Origin of the sequence: Kinneretia sp. DJ1R-11, assembly GCF_025717595.1 — a bacterium.
GTDB lineage: Bacteria > Pseudomonadota > Gammaproteobacteria > Burkholderiales > Burkholderiaceae_C > Paucibacter_A.
Map to the genome: position 1 here is coordinate 113729 of NZ_JAJIRR010000009.1, position 17229 is coordinate 130957.

14 protein-coding genes are annotated in these 17229 nt (G+C 67.2%); 8 read left to right on the plus strand and 6 right to left on the minus strand.

Annotated features, from left to right (window positions below):
• Positions 1-789, minus strand: a complete 789-nt coding sequence (locus LNV23_RS15795) for an HD-GYP domain-containing protein (protein WP_263563853.1) — start codon at positions 787-789, stop codon at positions 1-3.
• 43 nt (positions 790-832) lie between these two features.
• The gene (locus LNV23_RS15800; RefSeq protein ID WP_263563854.1) at positions 833-1204 is read right to left on the minus strand and encodes a response regulator transcription factor; all 372 of its coding nucleotides are present in this window, start codon (positions 1202-1204) and stop codon (positions 833-835) included.
• Positions 1205-1315: 111 nt separating this feature from the next.
• Between LNV23_RS15800 and LNV23_RS15805 the strand changes: the two genes are divergently transcribed.
• Genes LNV23_RS15805 through LNV23_RS15815 form a run of 3 tightly spaced genes read left to right on the plus strand, consistent with a single transcriptional unit; the run spans position 1316 to position 3332 of the window.
• Positions 1316-1975, plus strand: coding sequence for a response regulator (locus tag LNV23_RS15805; RefSeq protein ID WP_263563855.1), 660 nt, complete (start codon positions 1316-1318; stop codon positions 1973-1975).
• Positions 1972-2778 (plus strand): hybrid sensor histidine kinase/response regulator, encoded by an 807-nt coding sequence (locus LNV23_RS15810; protein WP_263563856.1) that lies wholly within the window; start codon positions 1972-1974, stop codon positions 2776-2778. Before LNV23_RS15805 ends, LNV23_RS15810 begins: the two co-directional genes overlap by 4 nt.
• Positions 2775-3332 (plus strand): ECF-type sigma factor, encoded by a 558-nt coding sequence (locus LNV23_RS15815; protein WP_263563857.1) that lies wholly within the window; start codon positions 2775-2777, stop codon positions 3330-3332. Before LNV23_RS15810 ends, LNV23_RS15815 begins: the two co-directional genes overlap by 4 nt.
• Here LNV23_RS15815 and LNV23_RS15820 read toward each other — a convergent pair.
• The 3 genes from LNV23_RS15820 to LNV23_RS15830 all read right to left on the minus strand — a co-directional run bounded on the left by LNV23_RS15820 (position 3322) and on the right by LNV23_RS15830 (position 8350).
• A complete protein-coding gene (locus tag LNV23_RS15820) occupies positions 3322-5571 on the minus strand; it encodes a serine/threonine-protein kinase (RefSeq protein ID WP_263563858.1) in 2250 nt (749 codons plus the stop codon). The two genes, LNV23_RS15815 and LNV23_RS15820, sit on opposite strands and share 11 nt — an antisense overlap.
• A 35-nt stretch (positions 5572-5606) precedes the next feature.
• Positions 5607-6491: a PEP-CTERM sorting domain-containing protein gene (locus LNV23_RS15825; protein ID WP_263563859.1), complete on the minus strand. Its 885-nt coding sequence runs from the start codon at positions 6489-6491 to the stop codon at positions 5607-5609.
• 98 nt (positions 6492-6589) lie between these two features.
• Entirely contained in the window at positions 6590-8350 is a 1761-nt protein-coding gene (locus LNV23_RS15830) for a LuxR family transcriptional regulator (protein ID WP_263563860.1), read from the minus strand.
• A 276-nt stretch (positions 8351-8626) separates the two neighbouring features.
• On the opposite strand from LNV23_RS15830, the gene LNV23_RS15835 reads away from it, so the two are divergent.
• The 5 genes from LNV23_RS15835 (at position 8627) to LNV23_RS15855 (ending at position 15007) form a co-directional block, all read left to right on the plus strand.
• Positions 8627-9265, plus strand: coding sequence for a hypothetical protein (locus tag LNV23_RS15835; protein WP_263563861.1), 639 nt, complete (start codon positions 8627-8629; stop codon positions 9263-9265).
• Positions 9265-11844 (plus strand): peptidase associated/transthyretin-like domain-containing protein, encoded by a 2580-nt coding sequence (locus LNV23_RS15840; RefSeq protein WP_263563862.1) that lies wholly within the window; start codon positions 9265-9267, stop codon positions 11842-11844. Before LNV23_RS15835 ends, LNV23_RS15840 begins: the two co-directional genes overlap by 1 nt.
• Before the next feature lie 41 nt (positions 11845-11885).
• Positions 11886-12575, plus strand: a complete 690-nt coding sequence (locus LNV23_RS15845; protein WP_263563863.1) for a PEP-CTERM sorting domain-containing protein — start codon at positions 11886-11888, stop codon at positions 12573-12575.
• Between the two features lie 238 nt (positions 12576-12813).
• Entirely contained in the window at positions 12814-13323 is a 510-nt protein-coding gene (locus LNV23_RS15850) for a chemotaxis protein CheW (RefSeq protein ID WP_411910590.1), read from the plus strand.
• A gap of 112 nt (positions 13324-13435) precedes the next feature.
• Positions 13436-15007, plus strand: coding sequence for a methyl-accepting chemotaxis protein (locus LNV23_RS15855; RefSeq protein WP_318023245.1), 1572 nt, complete (start codon positions 13436-13438; stop codon positions 15005-15007).
• Between the two features lie 6 nt (positions 15008-15013).
• On the opposite strand, the gene LNV23_RS15860 is transcribed toward LNV23_RS15855, so the two are convergent.
• Positions 15014-17119 carry a primosomal protein N' gene (locus LNV23_RS15860; RefSeq protein WP_263563866.1) on the minus strand — a complete coding sequence of 702 codons (2106 nt, stop codon included), beginning with the start codon at positions 17117-17119 and terminating at the stop codon, positions 15014-15016.
• Positions 17120-17229: the final 110 nt, after the last annotated feature.

Consider the following 17229-nt stretch of genomic DNA (forward strand, 5'->3'; position numbering starts at 1 on the left):
TCAACCTTGGTCAATCAAGGATTCAAAACTGGGCGGGTCCTGGTTGATCCGCTCGCGCAGCGCGATCATCTCGCTGGCGTTGGCCAGCAGCAGATCCACCAGCATGGGGTCAAACGCCAGACCGCGTTGCTCAGCCAGCATCTGCAGCGCGGTGGCATCGTCAAACGCCGGCCGGTAGCAGCGATCCATGGTCAGGGCATCAAAGAAGTCGACCACAGCCACGATGCGACCCGAGAGAGGGATGACCGCGCCCGCCAGGCCCATGGGATAGCCGGCGCCATCCCAGCGCTCATGGTGGTTCATGGCCACCTCAGCGGCCAGCTGAAACAAGGGGATACGGGAGCGCCCGAGGATCTGTGCGCCCATCAGCGGGTGGCTGTTCATCACGCGCCGCTCCTCATCGCTGTAGGCGCCGGGCTTTTTCAGCACATCGTCGGGCACGCCAATCTTGCCGATGTCATGCATGGGCGCGGCCCAGCGCAACATGCGCGCAGCCTCCGCTGTCTGGCCGGCCAGCAGAGCCAGGGCTTCGGCCAGGAAGCCGATGCGCAGGATGTGCACGCCCGTGTCGTCGTCTCGGAAATCGGCGGCACGCGCCAGACGCAGCAGCGCCTCGTGGTGGGCGCGGGAGACCTCGCGCAGCGCCTCGTTGCGCTCGTGGTACATGCGGCCCAAGTCGGAGATGAAGCATTCCATCTGGGCCGAGGCTGCAGCGTCGAACTGCAAACTGGGCGGTTGAAGAAGTTCGGGGGCCGCCAGCAGATCGGCCGTATGCGCTGAAGTCGTCATGAGCATGATTGCAAAGCCTTCGCCGTGTACGTCAAGGCGGTGTTCAGTCGATCAGCCAGAGGGCGGCCAGGCTGTCGATCAGCTGCAGCGGGCTGAAGGGTTTGACCAGATAGTCGTGGGCACCGGCCTTCAAGCCCGCTTCCTTGTCGCGCGCCTGGCCACGGGCGCTCAGCAAAATGACATGGGTGCTGCGCAGCGCCGGGTCGGCGCGCATCTGGCGGCAGGCCTCCAAGCCATCGATGCCGCCGGGCATCATCACGTCCATGAGTACGAAGTCCGGCAGCAGCTTGCGGGCTTGCTCCATGGCAGCGTCACCGTTGGCCGCCTCGTGGATCTCGTAGTCCTCGAACTCCAGCGTCATGCGGATCAGCCGGCGGATGTCCGCATGGTCATCGACGATCAGGATCTTCTTCATGGCGGTGGCTCCGGTCAGATTTCATTTCAGTGCGGCTAATTTATCATTTATATCAATTGATGGCCGGGAAAAAATGCGTGTGCTTCCTTATTAATTCGGCAAAATCACACAATGACTGAATCAAACAAGCGCAGTGACGAAGACGGTGCCGATTTCAGCACCATGGAAGTGGCGCGCATGCTGGGCCTGGCCGTGCGCTCGGTCCAGCTGATGGTGGACCGAGGCGAGCTGACCGCCTGGAAGACACCCGGCGGGCACCGCCGGATTTCCAGCGAATCGGTGCGTAGCTGGCAGCTGCAGCGCCAAGGTCCTGGCGCCCTGGCCCGCAGCGCGGCGCGGGCCGCCCTGCCGCCCGACAGCGCGGCGACGGCCAAAGCCGACCCAGCGCCGCAGCGCATCCTGGTGATCGAAGACTCGGTGCACTACCAGAACCTGATCGGCATGCTGCTCAAGCAGCAGTTCCCCGAGCTCGAGCTGCACAGTGCCCACGACGGTATCGTCGGTCTGGCCATGGTCGGCCAGTTGCAGCCCGAGGTGCTGATCGTCGACATCCTGCTGCCTGGCATCGATGGCGCCACCTTGATCACCAGCTTGCGCTCGCATGTGCAGTTTGCGCACAGCCGCCTGATCGTCGTCACCTCGCTGGACGAGGACCAGCGTCAGCCCTTTGCCTTTGCCCTCAGTGGCGTGCCGGTGGTGCACAAGCCGCGCTTGGTGCTGGACCTGCCAGCTGCCTTGCACGCGGCACTGGCGGCTGGAGCCGCCGAGTGAGCGCCCTGGCCCACGGGGCAGGGCTGCGGCGGGTGCTGCTGGTCGAGGACGACCCCTCCTTGCAGCGCTTTGTCAGCATGGTGCTGGAGGACCTGGCGGTCGAGCTGACCGTCTGCGGCGATGTCGGTTCAGCCTTGCTGGCCCTGCGGCGCAGCGCCTTCGAGCTGCTCATCACCGACCTGATGCTGCCCGACCGCTCAGGCCTGGACCTGCTGGCCGAGCTGCAGGCCCTGCCAGCGCTGCGCGGCAGCGCACGCCTGGTGGCCTTCAGCGCCGGCCTGCAACCCGAGGTGCGCAGCCGCCTGCAGACCCTGGACGTTGAACGCATGCTCTTCAAGCCCTGCAGCGTCGGCGAGCTGGAGGCCTGCGTGCTCGAGATCCTGGGCCCGGTGCCCAGGGCCAGCGAGCCGCCGCCGCTACAGCCCTACCGGCCCAACGATGCGGCGCCGCCCCCCGCGCCGCAGGCCGACCAGGAGGCCATCTTGCGAAATTTTGGCGGCGACGCGGCGCTCTACCGCGGCTTCCGCGCTGCCAGCCTGGAGCAGTTCGCCCAAGACCTGCAGGAAGGCGAACGCGCCTGCTCGGCCCGCGATGCCCCAGCGCTGCGACGCCTGGCCCACAGCCTCAAGAGCGTGCTCCTGATCCTCGGCCTGGACAGCAGCAGCGACCTGGCCAACCGACTGGAACGGCAGCTTGAGCAAGCGCTGAACGCAGAGGCCGCCTGGCCGGCCGAGGCCGAAGGCCTGTGGCAGGAGCTCCGCCTGCAGCTGCGCGCCATCCGGGCCGAAACGCCCGAGCCGTGAGTCCACAACACTTGGCACCCGATGACGTGATGCCCGGCGAGGCCGAGCCCCAATTCGAAGAGCTGTACGAAGAGCTCAAGCAGATCGCTCGCGCGCGGCTGCGCCGCGCTGGTCCGACACGCCTGCACCTGAACACGACCGCGCTGGTGCACGAAAGCTTTCTGCGTCTGAACCGCAGCAATGCCGAGCCCCGCTTTGCCAGCTCCGGCCATTTCCTGGCCTACGCCGCCCGGGTCATGCGCTCGGTGATCATCGACCTGGCGCGCGAGCAAGCGGCCGAGCAACGCGGCGGCGGCCAGGCCGATCTGAGCCTGGACACCGAAGGCCTGGCCGCCCTGCCCGGTGCGAGTCCGGAGCCGGCCGTGCTGGCGGTGCACGAGGCCTTGCTGGCCCTGCAGGACCTGGAGCCGCGCCTGGCCCAGGTGGTGGAGCTGCGCTATTTCGGCGGACTCAGTGAGGGCGAGATTGCCTGCAACCTGGGCCTGACCGAACGCACCGTCCGGCGCGATTGGCAGAAGGCCCGCGCCTTGCTGCTGAGCATGCTCACGGCTTGAACGGCGGCACGACCGCTGCGCTCCATGCACAAGCAGCCACCGCGCTGCGCAGCAAGGCGGCACGTCCATCCATGGGCGCCTGCGAAGCGACACCGCTCAGCGACGGGTCCGGCCAGGCTTCACGCCACAGGCGCTCGGCCTGCGCCCAGGCTTGGGCTTGCAGCGGGCCGGCCGGTGCGGCGCAGCCCAGTTGCAATCGCTGCGCGACCACGGCCCAGGCCAGCGGATTGCGCAGGCCGATGCTGCCGCGCAGCAAGACCACGGCTTGATCCAAGTCCTCCATAGGCCCGCTGCTGGCCTGCTGCAGGGCCGAGCGGACCTGTGCGCGCAAGGCCAGCACGCGGGCATGGTCCAAGGCGATGTAGGGCTCAGCCTTGGGCAGCAAGGCCAGGGCCTGGTCTACGGTGCGCAGCGCTGCCCTTGCATCGCCCACCTTCAACTGCAAAGCGGCCCAATGACTGAGCGCGGCGATGCGGCCGCTGTCCTGCGGCGCCGCCTCGGCATAGAGCCGCAGCGCTTGTTGCAGCAACGCACTGCGTTCGCTAGCGGCGGCGCCGCGCTCGACCTGCACATCGTGGTACGCCAGGGTCCATTCGGCGCGCAGCAAGCCGGTGGCGGGCAGCTGCGTGTCCAGCTCGCCCAGCACCCGAGCCGCGGCCTCGCGCTGATCCGCCGACCACAGGGCCCAGAACAAGGAGAGGCCGGCCTCCGTGCTGCGCGCATGACCCGCCCCGAGGCGCTGCTTGAGCAGGCGCCAGCGCAAACCCGCCAGCTCCAAGCTGCGCGCCTCATCACTGAGATAGACCGCCACCGTGGCACTGAGCCGCAGGAGTTCCTCGGCCAGCTCGGGATCACTGGGCAGACGCTGCTCGATCTGCGCCATCTGCTGCTGCAGCAGGCGGCGCATGCCAGCAGCGGGGTCCTGGGCATCGGCCTGGCGCGGGTCCAGGGTCTTGAAGAGTTCCAGCAAATAGGTCTTAATCGCCTCGGCGCGCCGCGCCTGTTCGGCCGCCTGGCGCGCCTGCCACCAGCTGCTCGCCAGTCCCAGACCGAGGCTGAGGCTGACGGCCCCCGCCGCCGTCAGCAGCAGCCAATGCCGACGCGCCGCCTTGGCTTGGCGCGCCAGCCAGGAGATGCGGCGCGCCTGCAATGGCAGGCCCGCCAGGTGGCGACCGATGTCATCGCTGAAGGCCTGGACCGAACCATAGCGCTGGGCCGGTTCGCTTGCCAGTGCCTTGGCCAGCAAGGCGTCGATATCGCCGCGCAGCCAGCGCTGCAAGCGCCGCCGGCTCATGCCGCAGTACTCGGCATGGCCGGGCTGCACGGACTCGGAGGCCAGCAAGGGGCCGGCGCTGTCTGGCGCGGGCGGGCGGCCACAAAGCAGTTCCTGCAGCACCGCCCCCAAGGCATAAACATCGGTGGCCACGCTGATCGTGCCGCCCTGGACCTGTTCGGGCGCGGCATAGGCCGGTGTCGCCAGCAGCAATCGGCTCGGCTCGCCCAGCGCCGGCTCAGGCCGTAGCAGCTTGGCAATGCCGAAGTCCAGCAGCTTGACCTCATCGCTCGCCGTGACCATCAAATTCGACGGCTTCAGATCACGATGTACCAGCAAGCAGCCGTGGGCATGCTGCACCGCCGCCATCACCTGCTGCATCAGGCGCAAGCGCTCCCGTGGCGCGAGCGCCCGGACTTGGCAGTGGGCGCTGATGCTCAGTCCCGGCACATATTCCAGCGCCAACCAGGGCTGCAGCTCGCCGCCATGCAGCTCGGCCGTGCCGGCGTCGTAGAACTGGGCAATATGAGGGTGCTGCAGGGTCGCGAGGATGTCGCGCTCCTGGGCAAAGCGCCGCCGCCCCTGGCCCAGCAATGCCAGGGCATGGGGCAGCTTGAGCGCCACCTGACGCTGGTAGGCGCCGTCACAGCGCTCGGCCAGCCAGACCTCGCCCATGCCGCCCTGCCCCAGTCGGCGCAGGAGGCGCCAAGGTCCCAACACCTGATCCGGGCTGAACTCAGGCTCGCCCACCGGCTCGCTGCCCAGAAGCGTGGCGGGCAGCTCCAGGCGCGGCGTCGCCGATCCGTCCTGCGCCAGCACCCGGGCCAGGGCTGGACGCAAATGCAGCGCAGCGGGCGGCAGCGCCTGCAGCCAAGCGGCGCGCTCGGCCTCCGGCAGGTCCAGGGCCGCGTCCAGCAGGGCCGAGAACTCGGGCCAATCCACAGCGGCGCAAGGCAAGCTCGTCATGGGCAGCCATGATGCCAGTGCGGCGGAACAGACGGTCAGGCGTTTGGGCGACGTCGCTGCTGCAGCCTCAGGCCCAGGCCCAGCAGACCGAGCGCCAGCAACGTGGCGCTGGAAGGCTCGGGGACGGCGCTGACCGTGAAGTCATGGCCGCTGGCGCCGACGGTGTTGAGCGTCGCCACAGAAGGTCGCAGATAGAAATTCGCCGTGTGGCTGAAGTCGGACTGAGCCCAGCGCGCCAGCGTGGCACTGGAGTCGACCGAGGCGCCTGCGTACAACATGCCCGAAATCGTCAAGGCATGGCCGACCTCGGTGTCCAGGGCCAGGCTGTACCAGCCCGTGCTCTGCGTCTTGGCGTCCCAGCTGAGAATCTTCTGAGTGTTGCTGGTCCGGTCCGTGAGGCGAATCTCGGCCACGCCGTCAACGGCCAGATGCCCACCCATCTCGAAGTAGGGCTGACTGATCTGCCCCTCGATCCACAGCAGCAATTCATAGCGCACCGGCGCGCCCGGAGCCAGCCCCGCGCCCTGAACCTGCACGGTGTCGGCAAAGGTGGCCTGGGCTGTGCCGAAAGAGTAGCCGTAGAAATGCGGTGCCGGGATGCCGCTCGGGTAGGCCGATTCGGCAAAGGCCTTGAGCCGGCCCATCGAGGCCTCCAAGGTGGCCCAGCCATAGCCGCCATTGCTGCCGTCGACCCGGGCCGCCAGGCTCTGCACCACTTGCGCCTCGGGCCGGTCCATCCAGTTGAAGTGCTCAGCGCGCTGGAGGTCCTCGCGCGGCCCCGGTGCAAAGGTCGAGGCCAGGGTGTTGACTTGGCCGGTGATCTGGTAGTTCTGGGCCTGCGCACCGGCCGCCGCCAACAACAAGCCCAGCGCCAGGCACAAGCCCTCGCTGCTGCGTGTCATCGAGTTTTGGGTCTTCATCTTCCGCTCCTTGAATGTCGAACGCGCACCATGCGCGCTCGCTTCAAGCCAACGGAAACCGGGTGCTGAACCCGGACATGGTGAACTAGGGGGGGCGTTCAGACGCCGCTGTGCAGCATGCCCAGGGTGCGTGCCCGAGTCACCGCATGGCGGCGCGAACCGGCTGCCAGCTTGCCGTACAGGCCCTTGAGGTGCCATTTCACGGTCTCGGTGCTGACCCCCAGGGACTGGGCAATTTCCTTGTTCGAGTAGTTGCGCGCCAGCAGTTGAAGGATCTGGCTTTCCTTGGGCGTCAGCGCCTCGCTCGACGCCGCGGGGCTGAGCAAACGCGGTGCCAGGCTCGGCTCCGGTGGCGTGGCTTGCGGGCTCAGGCTGCGATAGCCGAGCAGGTGCAGCATGGTGCGCGGGTTCTTCAGCTTCATGGCGTCGCCCTGCTCATGGGCCAGGCGCGCCATACGCGAGTAGGAATAGGCTTGCGCCATTTCGTCGGCCTCGGCCCAGGCGTCGGCCAGATAGTCCAGCAAGGCCGGCGGAGGCTTCCAGCCGGCGATGTTCAGGCCACGGCTGAGCGCGGTCTGGGCGTAATGGATGGGCGCGCTGGGCGCCGTCATGCCGGGCGGGGGCGGCAGGCGGGCACCGCTGTGGCGGTGCACCTCGGCCAGGGCCTCGGCGAGGTCCACCGCCAGGGCAGAGTAGCCAAAGCGTTCGATCAGTTCCTGGGCCTCGGCGATGGCGGCCAAGGCCGCCTCGGTGCCACCCAGCTGCGCCAGGGCGCGCGCCTGACGCACCAGATTGAGGGCCAGATTGACATTGGATTGGGCCGCGCGGTACAGAGCAATGCCCTCTTTCATCACCTCGACGGCCGCCGGCGCCTGGCCCAGGGCCAGCAGGGTCAGAGCCAGCTCGCTGCAGGCGAAGGCCTTGGCCGTGCCGGGCGGCGCCACCCGTAGCAAGGCCAGCGCTTCATTGAGCACGGCCTGACTTTCCTCAAAGCGGCCCAGGTGACGCAGGACGCGGCCGATCTGGGTCTGGCTGGTCCCCATCAGCACCGGCCAACCGGTGCGCGCGGCCAGCTCGGCCGCCTGCTCGAAGCAGCTGCCAGCGTTGTTGAGGTCGCCCAGCTCGAGCCAGGCATTGCCGGCATTCATGGTGATGATGCAAACGAAACGGCGCATGCCCATGCTGCGGGCGAGCTCAGCGGCACGCAGAAACAGGCCGGCCGCCGTGGCGGGTTCGCGCAGGCAGAGCGGAAAGGCCTGCGCCGCCAGATGCCAGGCTTCGCTGGCCGGTCCACCGCTCGCGATGGCGGAACCCAGACCGAGGTCTTGCTGACGCGCCAGATCCTGGTGGGTCTGGCTGAGGCTGAACTCGCTGCAGGCGACCCCGCGGGCGATGCCGACTCGCTGGGGGTCGCCACTGGCCGCGGACTGGATCTCGGCCTCGCGCAGAGCCTGCAGCTCGCGGCTGCGTTCGCCGGTGGCCTTGGCCAGAGCCGCTTCAACCAGACAGGCGTCACAGGCGGCGGCCGGATCCGGCGCCAGCTGCAACTGGGCGCGAGCGCGCGCAAGTTGGTCCTCGGCCTCATCCAGGCGACAGAAATGCACGGCGATTTCAGCGGCCGCCAACGCCAGGCGCAAAGCCAAGCCGGCCGCCTCTTGTGCACTCAAGGGCCGGCCGGCGGCCTCGAAGATGGCTTGACGACGCTCGCATTCAGCAATCAGCTTGAGCGCGCGCAGGCTGTCGCGCTGGCGCAAATGCCAGGCCAGGGCGGCCACCAGCTGCAGGCGCTCCACCCCGGTGGCTTCTTCGAGCGCCAGTTCCAGCCGCGCCAGTTCGTCGTCGCACAGCTCGTACTTCATGCGGCAAGTCTAGAGGCTGAACAAGGCCGCAGGACTCAGGCAAAGCCCATGGTCCCTCGAAACACGGGGGTCCGAATTGCTCGGAGATACCCCATTCACGCACCAGCCTGGTGCCTGCAGCCACAGGTTTTCCCGGGGGGGTGGTCGCGCCGCCACCACCCGCGACGGGGGGGGTGGTGGCGCGGGGGGCTGGCTAAGGTGAAGGCCATGTTCTGAGAGTCGTCACCGACAGCTCAGAGCGCAGCCAAATTCAGACCCATCAAGGAGTGTTGACCTATGAAACATGAACACCTGGCCGGGAGCGCGCGCATCGGCGCTGGCCTGGCCCTGCTGAGCGCCCTGCTGGCGCCCCAGGCGCAAGCCACCCAGCTGCCGCCGCAGAACCTGGCCCAGCTGATCGCCCGCGCCGATGTCATCGTCAGCGGCCAGGTCACGGCGCTGACGGACGGCTTTCAGGACGGCCTGCCCTACACCGAGATCACGCTCAAGGTCAGCAGCAGCGCGAAGAAGTCGCTGACGGTCAAGAGCGATTACACGATCCGCCAGTACGGTCTGCTGCGCGCGCGCAAGCTCGACGACGGCCGCTACCTGCTGCCCGCCAAGATCGAGGGCATGCCCAGCTGGCAGGTCGGCGAGCGGGTGATGGCCTTCATGAACAAGCCGGCGGCCCGCTCGGGCTTCAGCACCCCCGTGGGCCTGGCCCAGGGCAAGCTGACCATCACCGGCAACAAGGTCAGCAACGGCTTCAACAACGTCGGCCTGTTCGAGGGCATGGTGGTGACACCGGGCCTGCTGCGCCGCAATGAAGCCCGCATGCTGGAAAACCGCGCCGGCGGCGTGGACCTGAACACCTTGCAAGGGCTGGTGCAACGCAGCCTCAAGAACAACTGGCTGGCCACGGGAGCAATGCGCTGATGAACACCCACTTCAAGACCACGCTGCTGGCCGGCCTGCTGGCCGCCGCCAGCGCCCAGGCCGCCGGCCCGCTCTACTTGAACGACAAGCCAGGCAACCCGCAGCCCTTGCGCTGGGACACCACGCAAGGCCCGATCAAGGTCTACACCGATGTCGGCGTGTTCACCCGCAAGAACGACGGCAGCGTGTTCCTCAGCGCCGAGCAGGCCAACGCCATCACTGCATTTGCGCTCAAACAATGGAGCTCGGTCACGACCTCGACCTGGCGCGCCCAGACCGACCCGAGTCTATTCACACCCTTCACCGCCGTGCCCAGCATCGGTCGCGACGTCAATGACGCCGCCAGTGCCCAGCTGGTCTACGGCCAGTTCAACCAAGGCGGCTTCTACGTCATCTACGACGAAGACGGCCGTGTGCTGGAGGAATTCTTCGGTGTGCCGCGTGACCAGGTGCTGGGCATCGCCATGCCCGAGTTCGCCGAGGACCGCGACGGCGACGGCTACCCCGAGACCATCGTCAAGGCCACCGCCCTGATGAATGGCTGGATGGTCGGCCACGAAAATCCGCCCGTTGGCCAACGATCGGCACCGCCGGCTGACGTCAATGGGGCGCGTTATGCCGGTGTCTTCACACACGAGTTTGGCCACGCCATCAACCTCTCGCACTCGCAGGTCAACGGTCAGCTGGCTTTCATGAGCCAGCCCGGCTACGGCCGCGACCTCTACCCCGGCGTGCCCGGCTGTGTGGCTCCAGTGCACCACTGGCTCTATGGCCCGGCCGCCAGCCATATCGACCCCAAGCAGGTCGAGACCATGTTCCCCTTCATCGACCCGCAAAGCGTGGCCAAGGGCCGCTCGATCGGCCAGGAGATGAGCACGGTGGACCGCGCGGACGACATCGCCGGCATTTCCAATCTCTACCCCACAGCCGACTATCTGGCCCGCACCGGCTCCATCGCCGGCAGCCTGCTGCTCAAGGACGGCAAGACCGGCTTCAGCGGCATCAATGTGGTGGCCCGCAATGTGCGCGACCCGCTCGGTGATGCGGTCTCGGCCATGTCGGGCGACCAAACCCAGGGCAAGCTGGGGCCGGACGGACGCTTCCGCATCAACAACCTGAGACCGGGAGAGCGCTACCAGCTCTATATCGAGGAAATCAGCGGCGGCGGCTACCCGACCCGCCCGGCCATGCTGCTGTCCCAGGCGGAGTACTGGAACAACGGCGAAAGCCATGATCCGTCGCTGGACTCGCCCTGCCTGGCCGGCGCCATCGAGGTGCAGGCCGGCACGGTCAGCCCGGCCGACATTGTCTTCAACGGCCACCGCGACGGCGTGCAGTACGACTTCATCGGCGGTGTCTTCTTGAGCAGCATGTCGGCCGACGGCCAGCGCGCCGGTGGCGCCTACGGCTTCGGCTACCCGCTGTACTGGGACGCCAAGGAGGGCATTCAGCTGTTCCCGGAGAGCCTGGACCTGCTGTCTTCTTCGAGCAGCAATATGTCCAGCGATGGCCGCAAGATGCTGGTGGAAGCCAACTTCGACGGCATCGTTCACACCGACCCCGATGGCTACAGCTACACCATCAAGCAGATGGCGCTCTGGGACTTTGACACCGGCCAGGCCAGCCCCATGGGCGCACTCAGCGATGAGTGCGGCCTGGGCGGCGCCGCCGGCGTGACCAGCAGCTATGGCTTCGGCATGAACGCCAACGGCACTGCCGCCGTGGGCTACAGCGGCCACAAGAATGCCGATGGCAGCTGTGTCATGCACGACTGGGACACCGACCTGGGTTTGCAGGTCGTGCCCTACCGTTGGACGGCCACAGGTGGCGGCCAGGCCCTGAAACTGGACGGACTTGACCTGCGCGGCCTGCCCTGGATGCGCGCCAACGCCGTCTCCGGCGACGGCCGCGTGGCGGTGGGCACAGCCAACTACGACCGCGCCATTGGCTGGGTTGGCGATGCCAATCCGGTGGACCTGAGCGCCCTGACCGGCGCGATCAGCGCCGATGCGGTCAACTTCGACGGCAGCCGTGTGCCCCTGGCCACGGCCCAGGGCATGCTGATGTGGAACGCGCTCAAAGGCACCGGCCCGGACGCTTTCACACCGCGCAGCAGCCCCAAGTACTGCATCGACATGCCCTTCATCAGTTGGGACGGCATCGACCACTGCGCGGTCGACGGCGCGGCCTGGGTGGAAGCCAATGCCGGCACGCCGCAGCTCAACATCAGCGCCATCAGCGCCGACGGCCGCGTGGTGCTGGCCCGGGCCGGTGACTTCTTCACCATGTTCGCCGGCTTTATGTGGGTGGAGGACATCGGCTGGATCGGCCTGAACGACTTCTTGAAGAAGCAGGGCGTGGTCGAAGCAGACAAGTACGGCCTGGAAAACCCGATCGCCCTCAGCGGCGGCGGGCAGGTGCTGATGGGCGGACTGACCGGCGCGCAAGCGACCTGGCGCGTCGATCTGAGCACCGTCTACGTTTGCAAGAACGGACAGTCCAGCGCCGTCGCCTTCCCGGCCGGATTGAATGACCCCATCAAGGCCGGAGCCAAGCTCGGCCGCTGCGAAAACCTCTGACCCTGTGACGAGGCCCAGCCTCGTCCCTACCGGAAACCTCTATGAAACTGCGCAATTCCTTCTTTTCTCTCCACGCACTGGCCCTGGCGGCCTTGCTGGGCAGCGCCGCTGCCGCGCACGCCGAGATGACCTTCTACAGCTCGCAAGCAGCATTCCAAGCCGCCATCTCGGCGCCGGTGACGGACCGCTTCGACGACCTCTTCTGGGCCCAGGGCCCGGGCTCGCTGTCCCGCGAGCCGGGCGCCGGCTACGGCTATGTGGTCAGTGCGCTGAAGTTCGACGGTAGCGACTACTCGAGCTTCTACAACGCCGGCAGCGATACCGATGTCTGGCTGTCCACCGATCAAGCCACCGACGTCATCAGTTTCGACTTCAATTACACGGACAAGGTTTACGGCGTCGGCGGCTTTTTCTTTGGCACCGATGCGCTGGGCGCCTTTCTGCCGGGCCAGAGCATCAAGCTGAACGCCCTGGACGCCGACGGCGTCGAGCAAGTGGTCTTCATCGAAAACGCCCAGCCGGGCACCTTCTACGGCTTTGCCTCGACCAGCCAGATCCGCTACTTCGAGATCAGCGCAGTGCAGCCGGCCGGAGGCCCGACCTGGGTGGCGGCCAATGACTTGGTGCTGGGCACGGTGGCGGCGGTGCCGGAACCCAGCAGCGGCGCCCTGCTGTTGGGCGGGATCGGCCTGCTGGGCTTGGGTGCGCGTCGTCGGTCGACGAAGGGCTGAAGCCTGAAAAGCCGAATGACCGACGAGGACCAAACGGGACTGCCGGCCGTTCTCAGGCTCGCTTGAACCCCGGCCACAAAGGCCGCCTGACCCTGCGTGAACAAGCGCACGGCAGGCGGCCTTATCAATTGGTCGGTCTGTTTTTTATCATTTTGAATATTTAAAGTGGAGGCGTGAACCGCAACTGAAGGAATTCGACATGAACGCCCTGCAAGTGATGCCCGAGCACCGCAAGCACATGCCGGCCTCGGAGGCTGCGCAGCTCGACCCTGGCCGCAGCCGGGAGTACCTGAGCTGCCAACTGGGCGGCGTGTCCTACGGCATCCCCTTGCGCTGCGTGCAGGAAATCCGCTCTTACGAGGCCCCCACCCAGATTGCCAATGCGCCGCCTTGGGTCAAGGGCATCGTCGACCTGCGCGGCGTGATCGTGCCCATCGTCGATCTGCGCATGAGCTTCGGCCTGCCCCAGGTGAACTACGACGCGCTGACCGTGACCGTGGTGCTGCATATGCGGGACCGGGTGATTGGCGTGGTGGTCGACTCGGTCAGCGATGTGCTGGCCCTGAGCGGCCCACAGATCAAGCCGGCGCCCAGCTTCAGCCATGCCCTGGACGCCAGCTACATCGCCGGCATCGGAACGCCGGACAGCGAGGACACCCAGCGCATGCTGATCCTGCTGGACATCGAGCATCTGTTGGGCAGCGCCGCGATGGGCCTGCTGCCCACCGAGCTGGTGGCGCTGAATTGACTGCCGCCCGGCAACTCGGCAGGGGCATCGACGGCGGCCAGGCCTGACCGAGCGATAGCGCACAGACCCGCGCCGGCTGCCGCGCCAGCATCCGAGCTTCATGAGGAGCTCGATGATGAATGTCTCCAAGCGCTTGGCTCTGGGCTTTGCTGCCGTGCTGATGATTCTGGTGATCATGGCCGGCATCGCCATGGTGAAGGTGTACGCCATCGAAGGTGCGCTGCAGGCCAACAGCCGGGAGCACTCACAGATTCAGCGCTATGCCATCAACTTCCGCGGTTCGGCCCACGACCGCGCGATTGCCAGCCGGGACTATGTGCTGGCCAGCACGGCGGAGCAGCGAGTCAAAGAGGCCGGCACCATCGCCAGCTTGGCCAAGTTCTATGCCGACTCGGCCGCACCGCTCGAAGAGAAGATCGGCCAGTCCGGCGACGCACGCGAGCTCAAGCGCCTGTATGGCGCGATCCAGGCGATTGAAACCGAGTCCGTCGCCTCCACCCAGGCCGTGATGGTCGCCATAGATAAAGGTGACACCGCGATCGCCAACTCCCTGCTGTGGACCCGTGTGAAGCCGCAATATGTGCAGTGGCTGGGGGCAATCAATACGCTGATCGACTTTGAAGAAGCGCGGGTTCAGGCACTCAACAAGGTGGCGATGGATGAGGCCGAAGGCTTTCGAGCGGTGATGTTGACGGCGCTCGCTTTGGGCTTGATCAGCGGCAGCGCCTTGGCCTGGTCCATCTCCGGCAAGATTTTGGGGCAGCTCGGGGCCGAACCCGCCCGCCTGAGCGCGGTGGCACAGCGAGTGGCTGCCGGTGATTTGAGCGAGGTCGAGGGCGCTGCGCGAGCCACGCCGGGCAGCGTGCTGGCCTCCCTGGCGGCCATGCAGCAGGCCCTGGCACGCGTGGTCGGCCAAGTGAGGCAGGCCTCGGACTCGATCGCCACCGGCTCGGCTGAAATCGCCAAAGGCAATCTGGACCTGTCGCAACGCACCGAAATGCAAGCCAGCAGCCTGCAAGTGACCGCGGCCACCATGGACGAACTGGGCGGCACGGTGCGCAACAACAGCGACAGCGCCAAACAAGCCGACCAGCTCGCCAAGCGGGCCTCCGCGGTGGCCGCACAAGGCGGCGAGGTCGTGGGCAAGGTGGTCGCCACCATGCAGGACATCAACGAAAGCAGCCGCAAGATCGGCGACATCATCAGCGTCATCGACGGCATTGCCTTCCAGACCAACATCCTGGCGCTCAACGCGGCGGTGGAAGCGGCGCGCGCGGGCGAACAGGGTCGCGGTTTCGCCGTCGTCGCCTCGGAAGTCCGCAGCTTGGCCCAGCGCAGCGCCGAGGCAGCCAAAGAAATCAAGTCCCTGATCGGCCGCAGCGTCGAGCAGGTAGAACAAGGCAGCGCCCTGGTCGGACAAGCTGGCCAGACCATGGGCGAGATCGTGCAGTCCATCCAGCGCGTGAGCGACATCGTGGCCGAAATCACCGTGGCCACCCTGGAGCAAGGCAGGGGCATCGCGCAAGTGGGTCAGTCCGTCAGCCAGATGGACCGCTCCACCCAGCAGAATGCCGCCCTGGTGGAAGAAAGCGCCGCGGCGGCGGAGAGCCTGCGGGTTCAGGCCCAGGATCTGGTGCAAGCGGTGGCCGTGTTCCGCCTGCGCGACGCGGCCGGGCGAAGCTGAGCCCGCTCAGATCGCCAGCGGATCCACGTCCACCGCCCAGCGCAACACGCCTTTGTGCTCGCGCTTGAGCAGGTGCAGCTCAGGCATCCAATGCCAAAGCAGGCGCTGCAAATCACCGCGGCTGCCGGCCTCGACCAGCATCTGCAAGCGCTCGACATTGGCCACCCGGGCCACGCTCATGGGGATGGCCGGGTAGATCAGCGTGCCACGCGCCTCGGGCAGGGCCTGGGCAAAGGCGGACGCCGCTTTCAGAAAGCCCAGGGCCGCCTCGACCGTGCGCGCCTCGGCGCGCAGCAAAGCCAGATGGGCAAACGGCGGCAGGCCGGCCGATTCGCGCTCGGCCAGCTGGCTCTTGGCAAAGGCCTCGAAGTCATGGCTTTGCAGTGATTTATAGAGCGCATGCTCGGGGTGCCAGGTCTGCACCCACATCTCGCTGCGTGCCGCCGCTTCGGCATCGCGCCCGGCCCGGCCGCCGGCCTGCATCAGCAGAGCGAAGAGCCGCTCGGGCGCGCGGAAATCACTGCTGAACAAGGCGCCGTCGGGGTTGACCGCCGCGACCAGGGTGATGCGACGGAAGTCGTGGCCCTTGGTCACCATCTGCGTGCCAACCAGGATGTCGACCTCGCCGCTGTGCACGGCCGCCAGCTGCGCCTCCAGCTCGCCTTTGTGCTTGCTGCTGTCGGCATCGATGCGCAGCACGCGGGCGCCGGGCAGTTGTTCCTGCAGCTGCTCTTCCAGGCGCTCGGTGCCGCGGCCCAGGGGTGCGATGTCCTGGTTGCCGCAAGTCGGGCAGGCGCTGGGCACCCGCTCGGTGAACCCGCAGTGGTGGCAGCGCAGAGTGCGGTCGCCCTTGTGGAACACGCGCCAGGCGCTGCAATGCGGGCAGTCGCTCTTCCAGTTGCATTCGGCGCAGTGCAAGACCGGGGCATAGCCGCGCCGGTTCAGGAAGATCAGGCTTTGCTCGCCGCGCGCCAGGCGCTGGCGCAGGGCCTCCAGCAGCGGGGCGGTCAGCGCCGTCGTGACGCCTTTGCTCAGCGGCAAGCGCTTCATGTCAAAGAGGCGCACGCGCGGCAAGGCACCACCGCCGATGCGGCCCGGCAGCAGCAGGCGCTTGTAGCGCCCTTCATTGGCTTTTTGCCAGCTCTCCAGCGAGGGCGTGGCCGAGCCCAGGATGACCGGGATCTTTTCCTGATGGGCGCGGTAGATGGCCAGATCGCGGGCCGAGTAGCGGGCACCGTCCTGCTGCTTGTAGGACGGGTCGTGCTCCTCGTCGACGACGATCAGGCCCAGGCGCGGCATGGAGGCAAACACGGCCAGGCGCGTGCCCAGCACCAGATCGGCCTCACCCATGTGCGCGGCCAGCCAGTTGCGCAGGCGCTGGGCCGGGGTCAGGGCGCTGTGCAGGGAGACGATGCGATGGCCGGCGGCACCATCGGCTTGCAGGCCACCGAAGCGCTCGGCAAAACGCGCTTCCAGCTGCGGCGTCAGATTGATCTCGGGCACCAGCACCAGGACCTGGCGGCCTTGCGCCAAGGCGTGTTCGGCGGCGCGCAAATAGACCTCGGTCTTGCCACTGCCTGTGATGCCGTAGAGCAGCACCGGCGCGGGGGCACGGTCGCGGGCGGCATTCAGCAAGGCGTCGAGCTCGTCCAGCACCTGCTGCTGGGCCGGGTTCAAGGTCGGCCGTGCCGGCGCTGGCGCCGAAGCGTCGGCCGGCGTGGCCAGAAACTTGTCGAGCTTCTTGAGCCGCGCCCGGAGCTGGGCGCTGTCCAGCTCACGCAGCTGTGGCGGCAGCACGGCCAAGGCCAGTTCACCGATGCTGCGCTGGTAATAGCTGGCGGCAAACTCCAGCAGCTGGCACCAGGCCGCGCTCAAAGGCTGCAAACCCTCCAACTCGGCCAGGATGGGGCGCAGCATGGAGGCCTCGACCTGCCCCTCGGATTCACCGGGCCACACGATGCCCATCAGCTCGCGCCGACCCAAGGGCACACGCACCAGGCTGCCCGGTGCGAGCGCCCGCTCACTGAGATAGTCCAGCGGGCCGCTGAGGCCGCTGTGTTGCGGCGCCTCGACCGCGACGCGGATGCGCAGCAAGCCGGCCAGCTCAGTCATGCGCGCAGCTCAGGCCGGGCTCGAGGCCAGTCGCTTGAGAGTTTGAATGAGCTTTGCGATCTAAGTGCATGATTTGAAAGGGCCCGAAAAACAATGCACCAAATCTGTGG

Bases quoted from the DNA above. Each gene is read 5' to 3' on its own strand.
- LNV23_RS15830 (WP_263563860.1), bottom strand. From the start codon at position 8,350: ATGAAGTACGAGCTGTGCGACGACGAACTGGCGCGGCTGGAACTGGCG.
- LNV23_RS15855 (WP_318023245.1), top strand. From the start codon at position 13,436: ATGATGAATGTCTCCAAGCGCTTGGCTCTGGGCTTTGCTGCCGTGCTG.
- LNV23_RS15850 (WP_411910590.1), top strand. From the start codon at position 12,814: ATGCCGGCCTCGGAGGCTGCGCAGCTCGACCCTGGCCGCAGCCGGGAG.
- LNV23_RS15840 (WP_263563862.1), top strand. From the start codon at position 9,265: ATGAACACCCACTTCAAGACCACGCTGCTGGCCGGCCTGCTGGCCGCC.
- LNV23_RS15825 (WP_263563859.1), bottom strand. From the start codon at position 6,491: ATGAAGACCCAAAACTCGATGACACGCAGCAGCGAGGGCTTGTGCCTG.
- LNV23_RS15845 (WP_263563863.1), top strand. From the start codon at position 11,886: ATGAAACTGCGCAATTCCTTCTTTTCTCTCCACGCACTGGCCCTGGCG.
- LNV23_RS15835 (WP_263563861.1), top strand. From the start codon at position 8,627: ATGAAACATGAACACCTGGCCGGGAGCGCGCGCATCGGCGCTGGCCTG.
- LNV23_RS15820 (WP_263563858.1), bottom strand. From the start codon at position 5,571: ATGACGAGCTTGCCTTGCGCCGCTGTGGATTGGCCCGAGTTCTCGGCC.
- LNV23_RS15805 (WP_263563855.1), top strand. From the start codon at position 1,316: ATGACTGAATCAAACAAGCGCAGTGACGAAGACGGTGCCGATTTCAGC.
- LNV23_RS15795 (WP_263563853.1), bottom strand. From the start codon at position 789: ATGACGACTTCAGCGCATACGGCCGATCTGCTGGCGGCCCCCGAACTT.
- LNV23_RS15800 (WP_263563854.1), bottom strand. From the start codon at position 1,204: ATGAAGAAGATCCTGATCGTCGATGACCATGCGGACATCCGCCGGCTG.
- LNV23_RS15860 (WP_263563866.1), bottom strand. From the start codon at position 17,119: ATGACTGAGCTGGCCGGCTTGCTGCGCATCCGCGTCGCGGTCGAGGCG.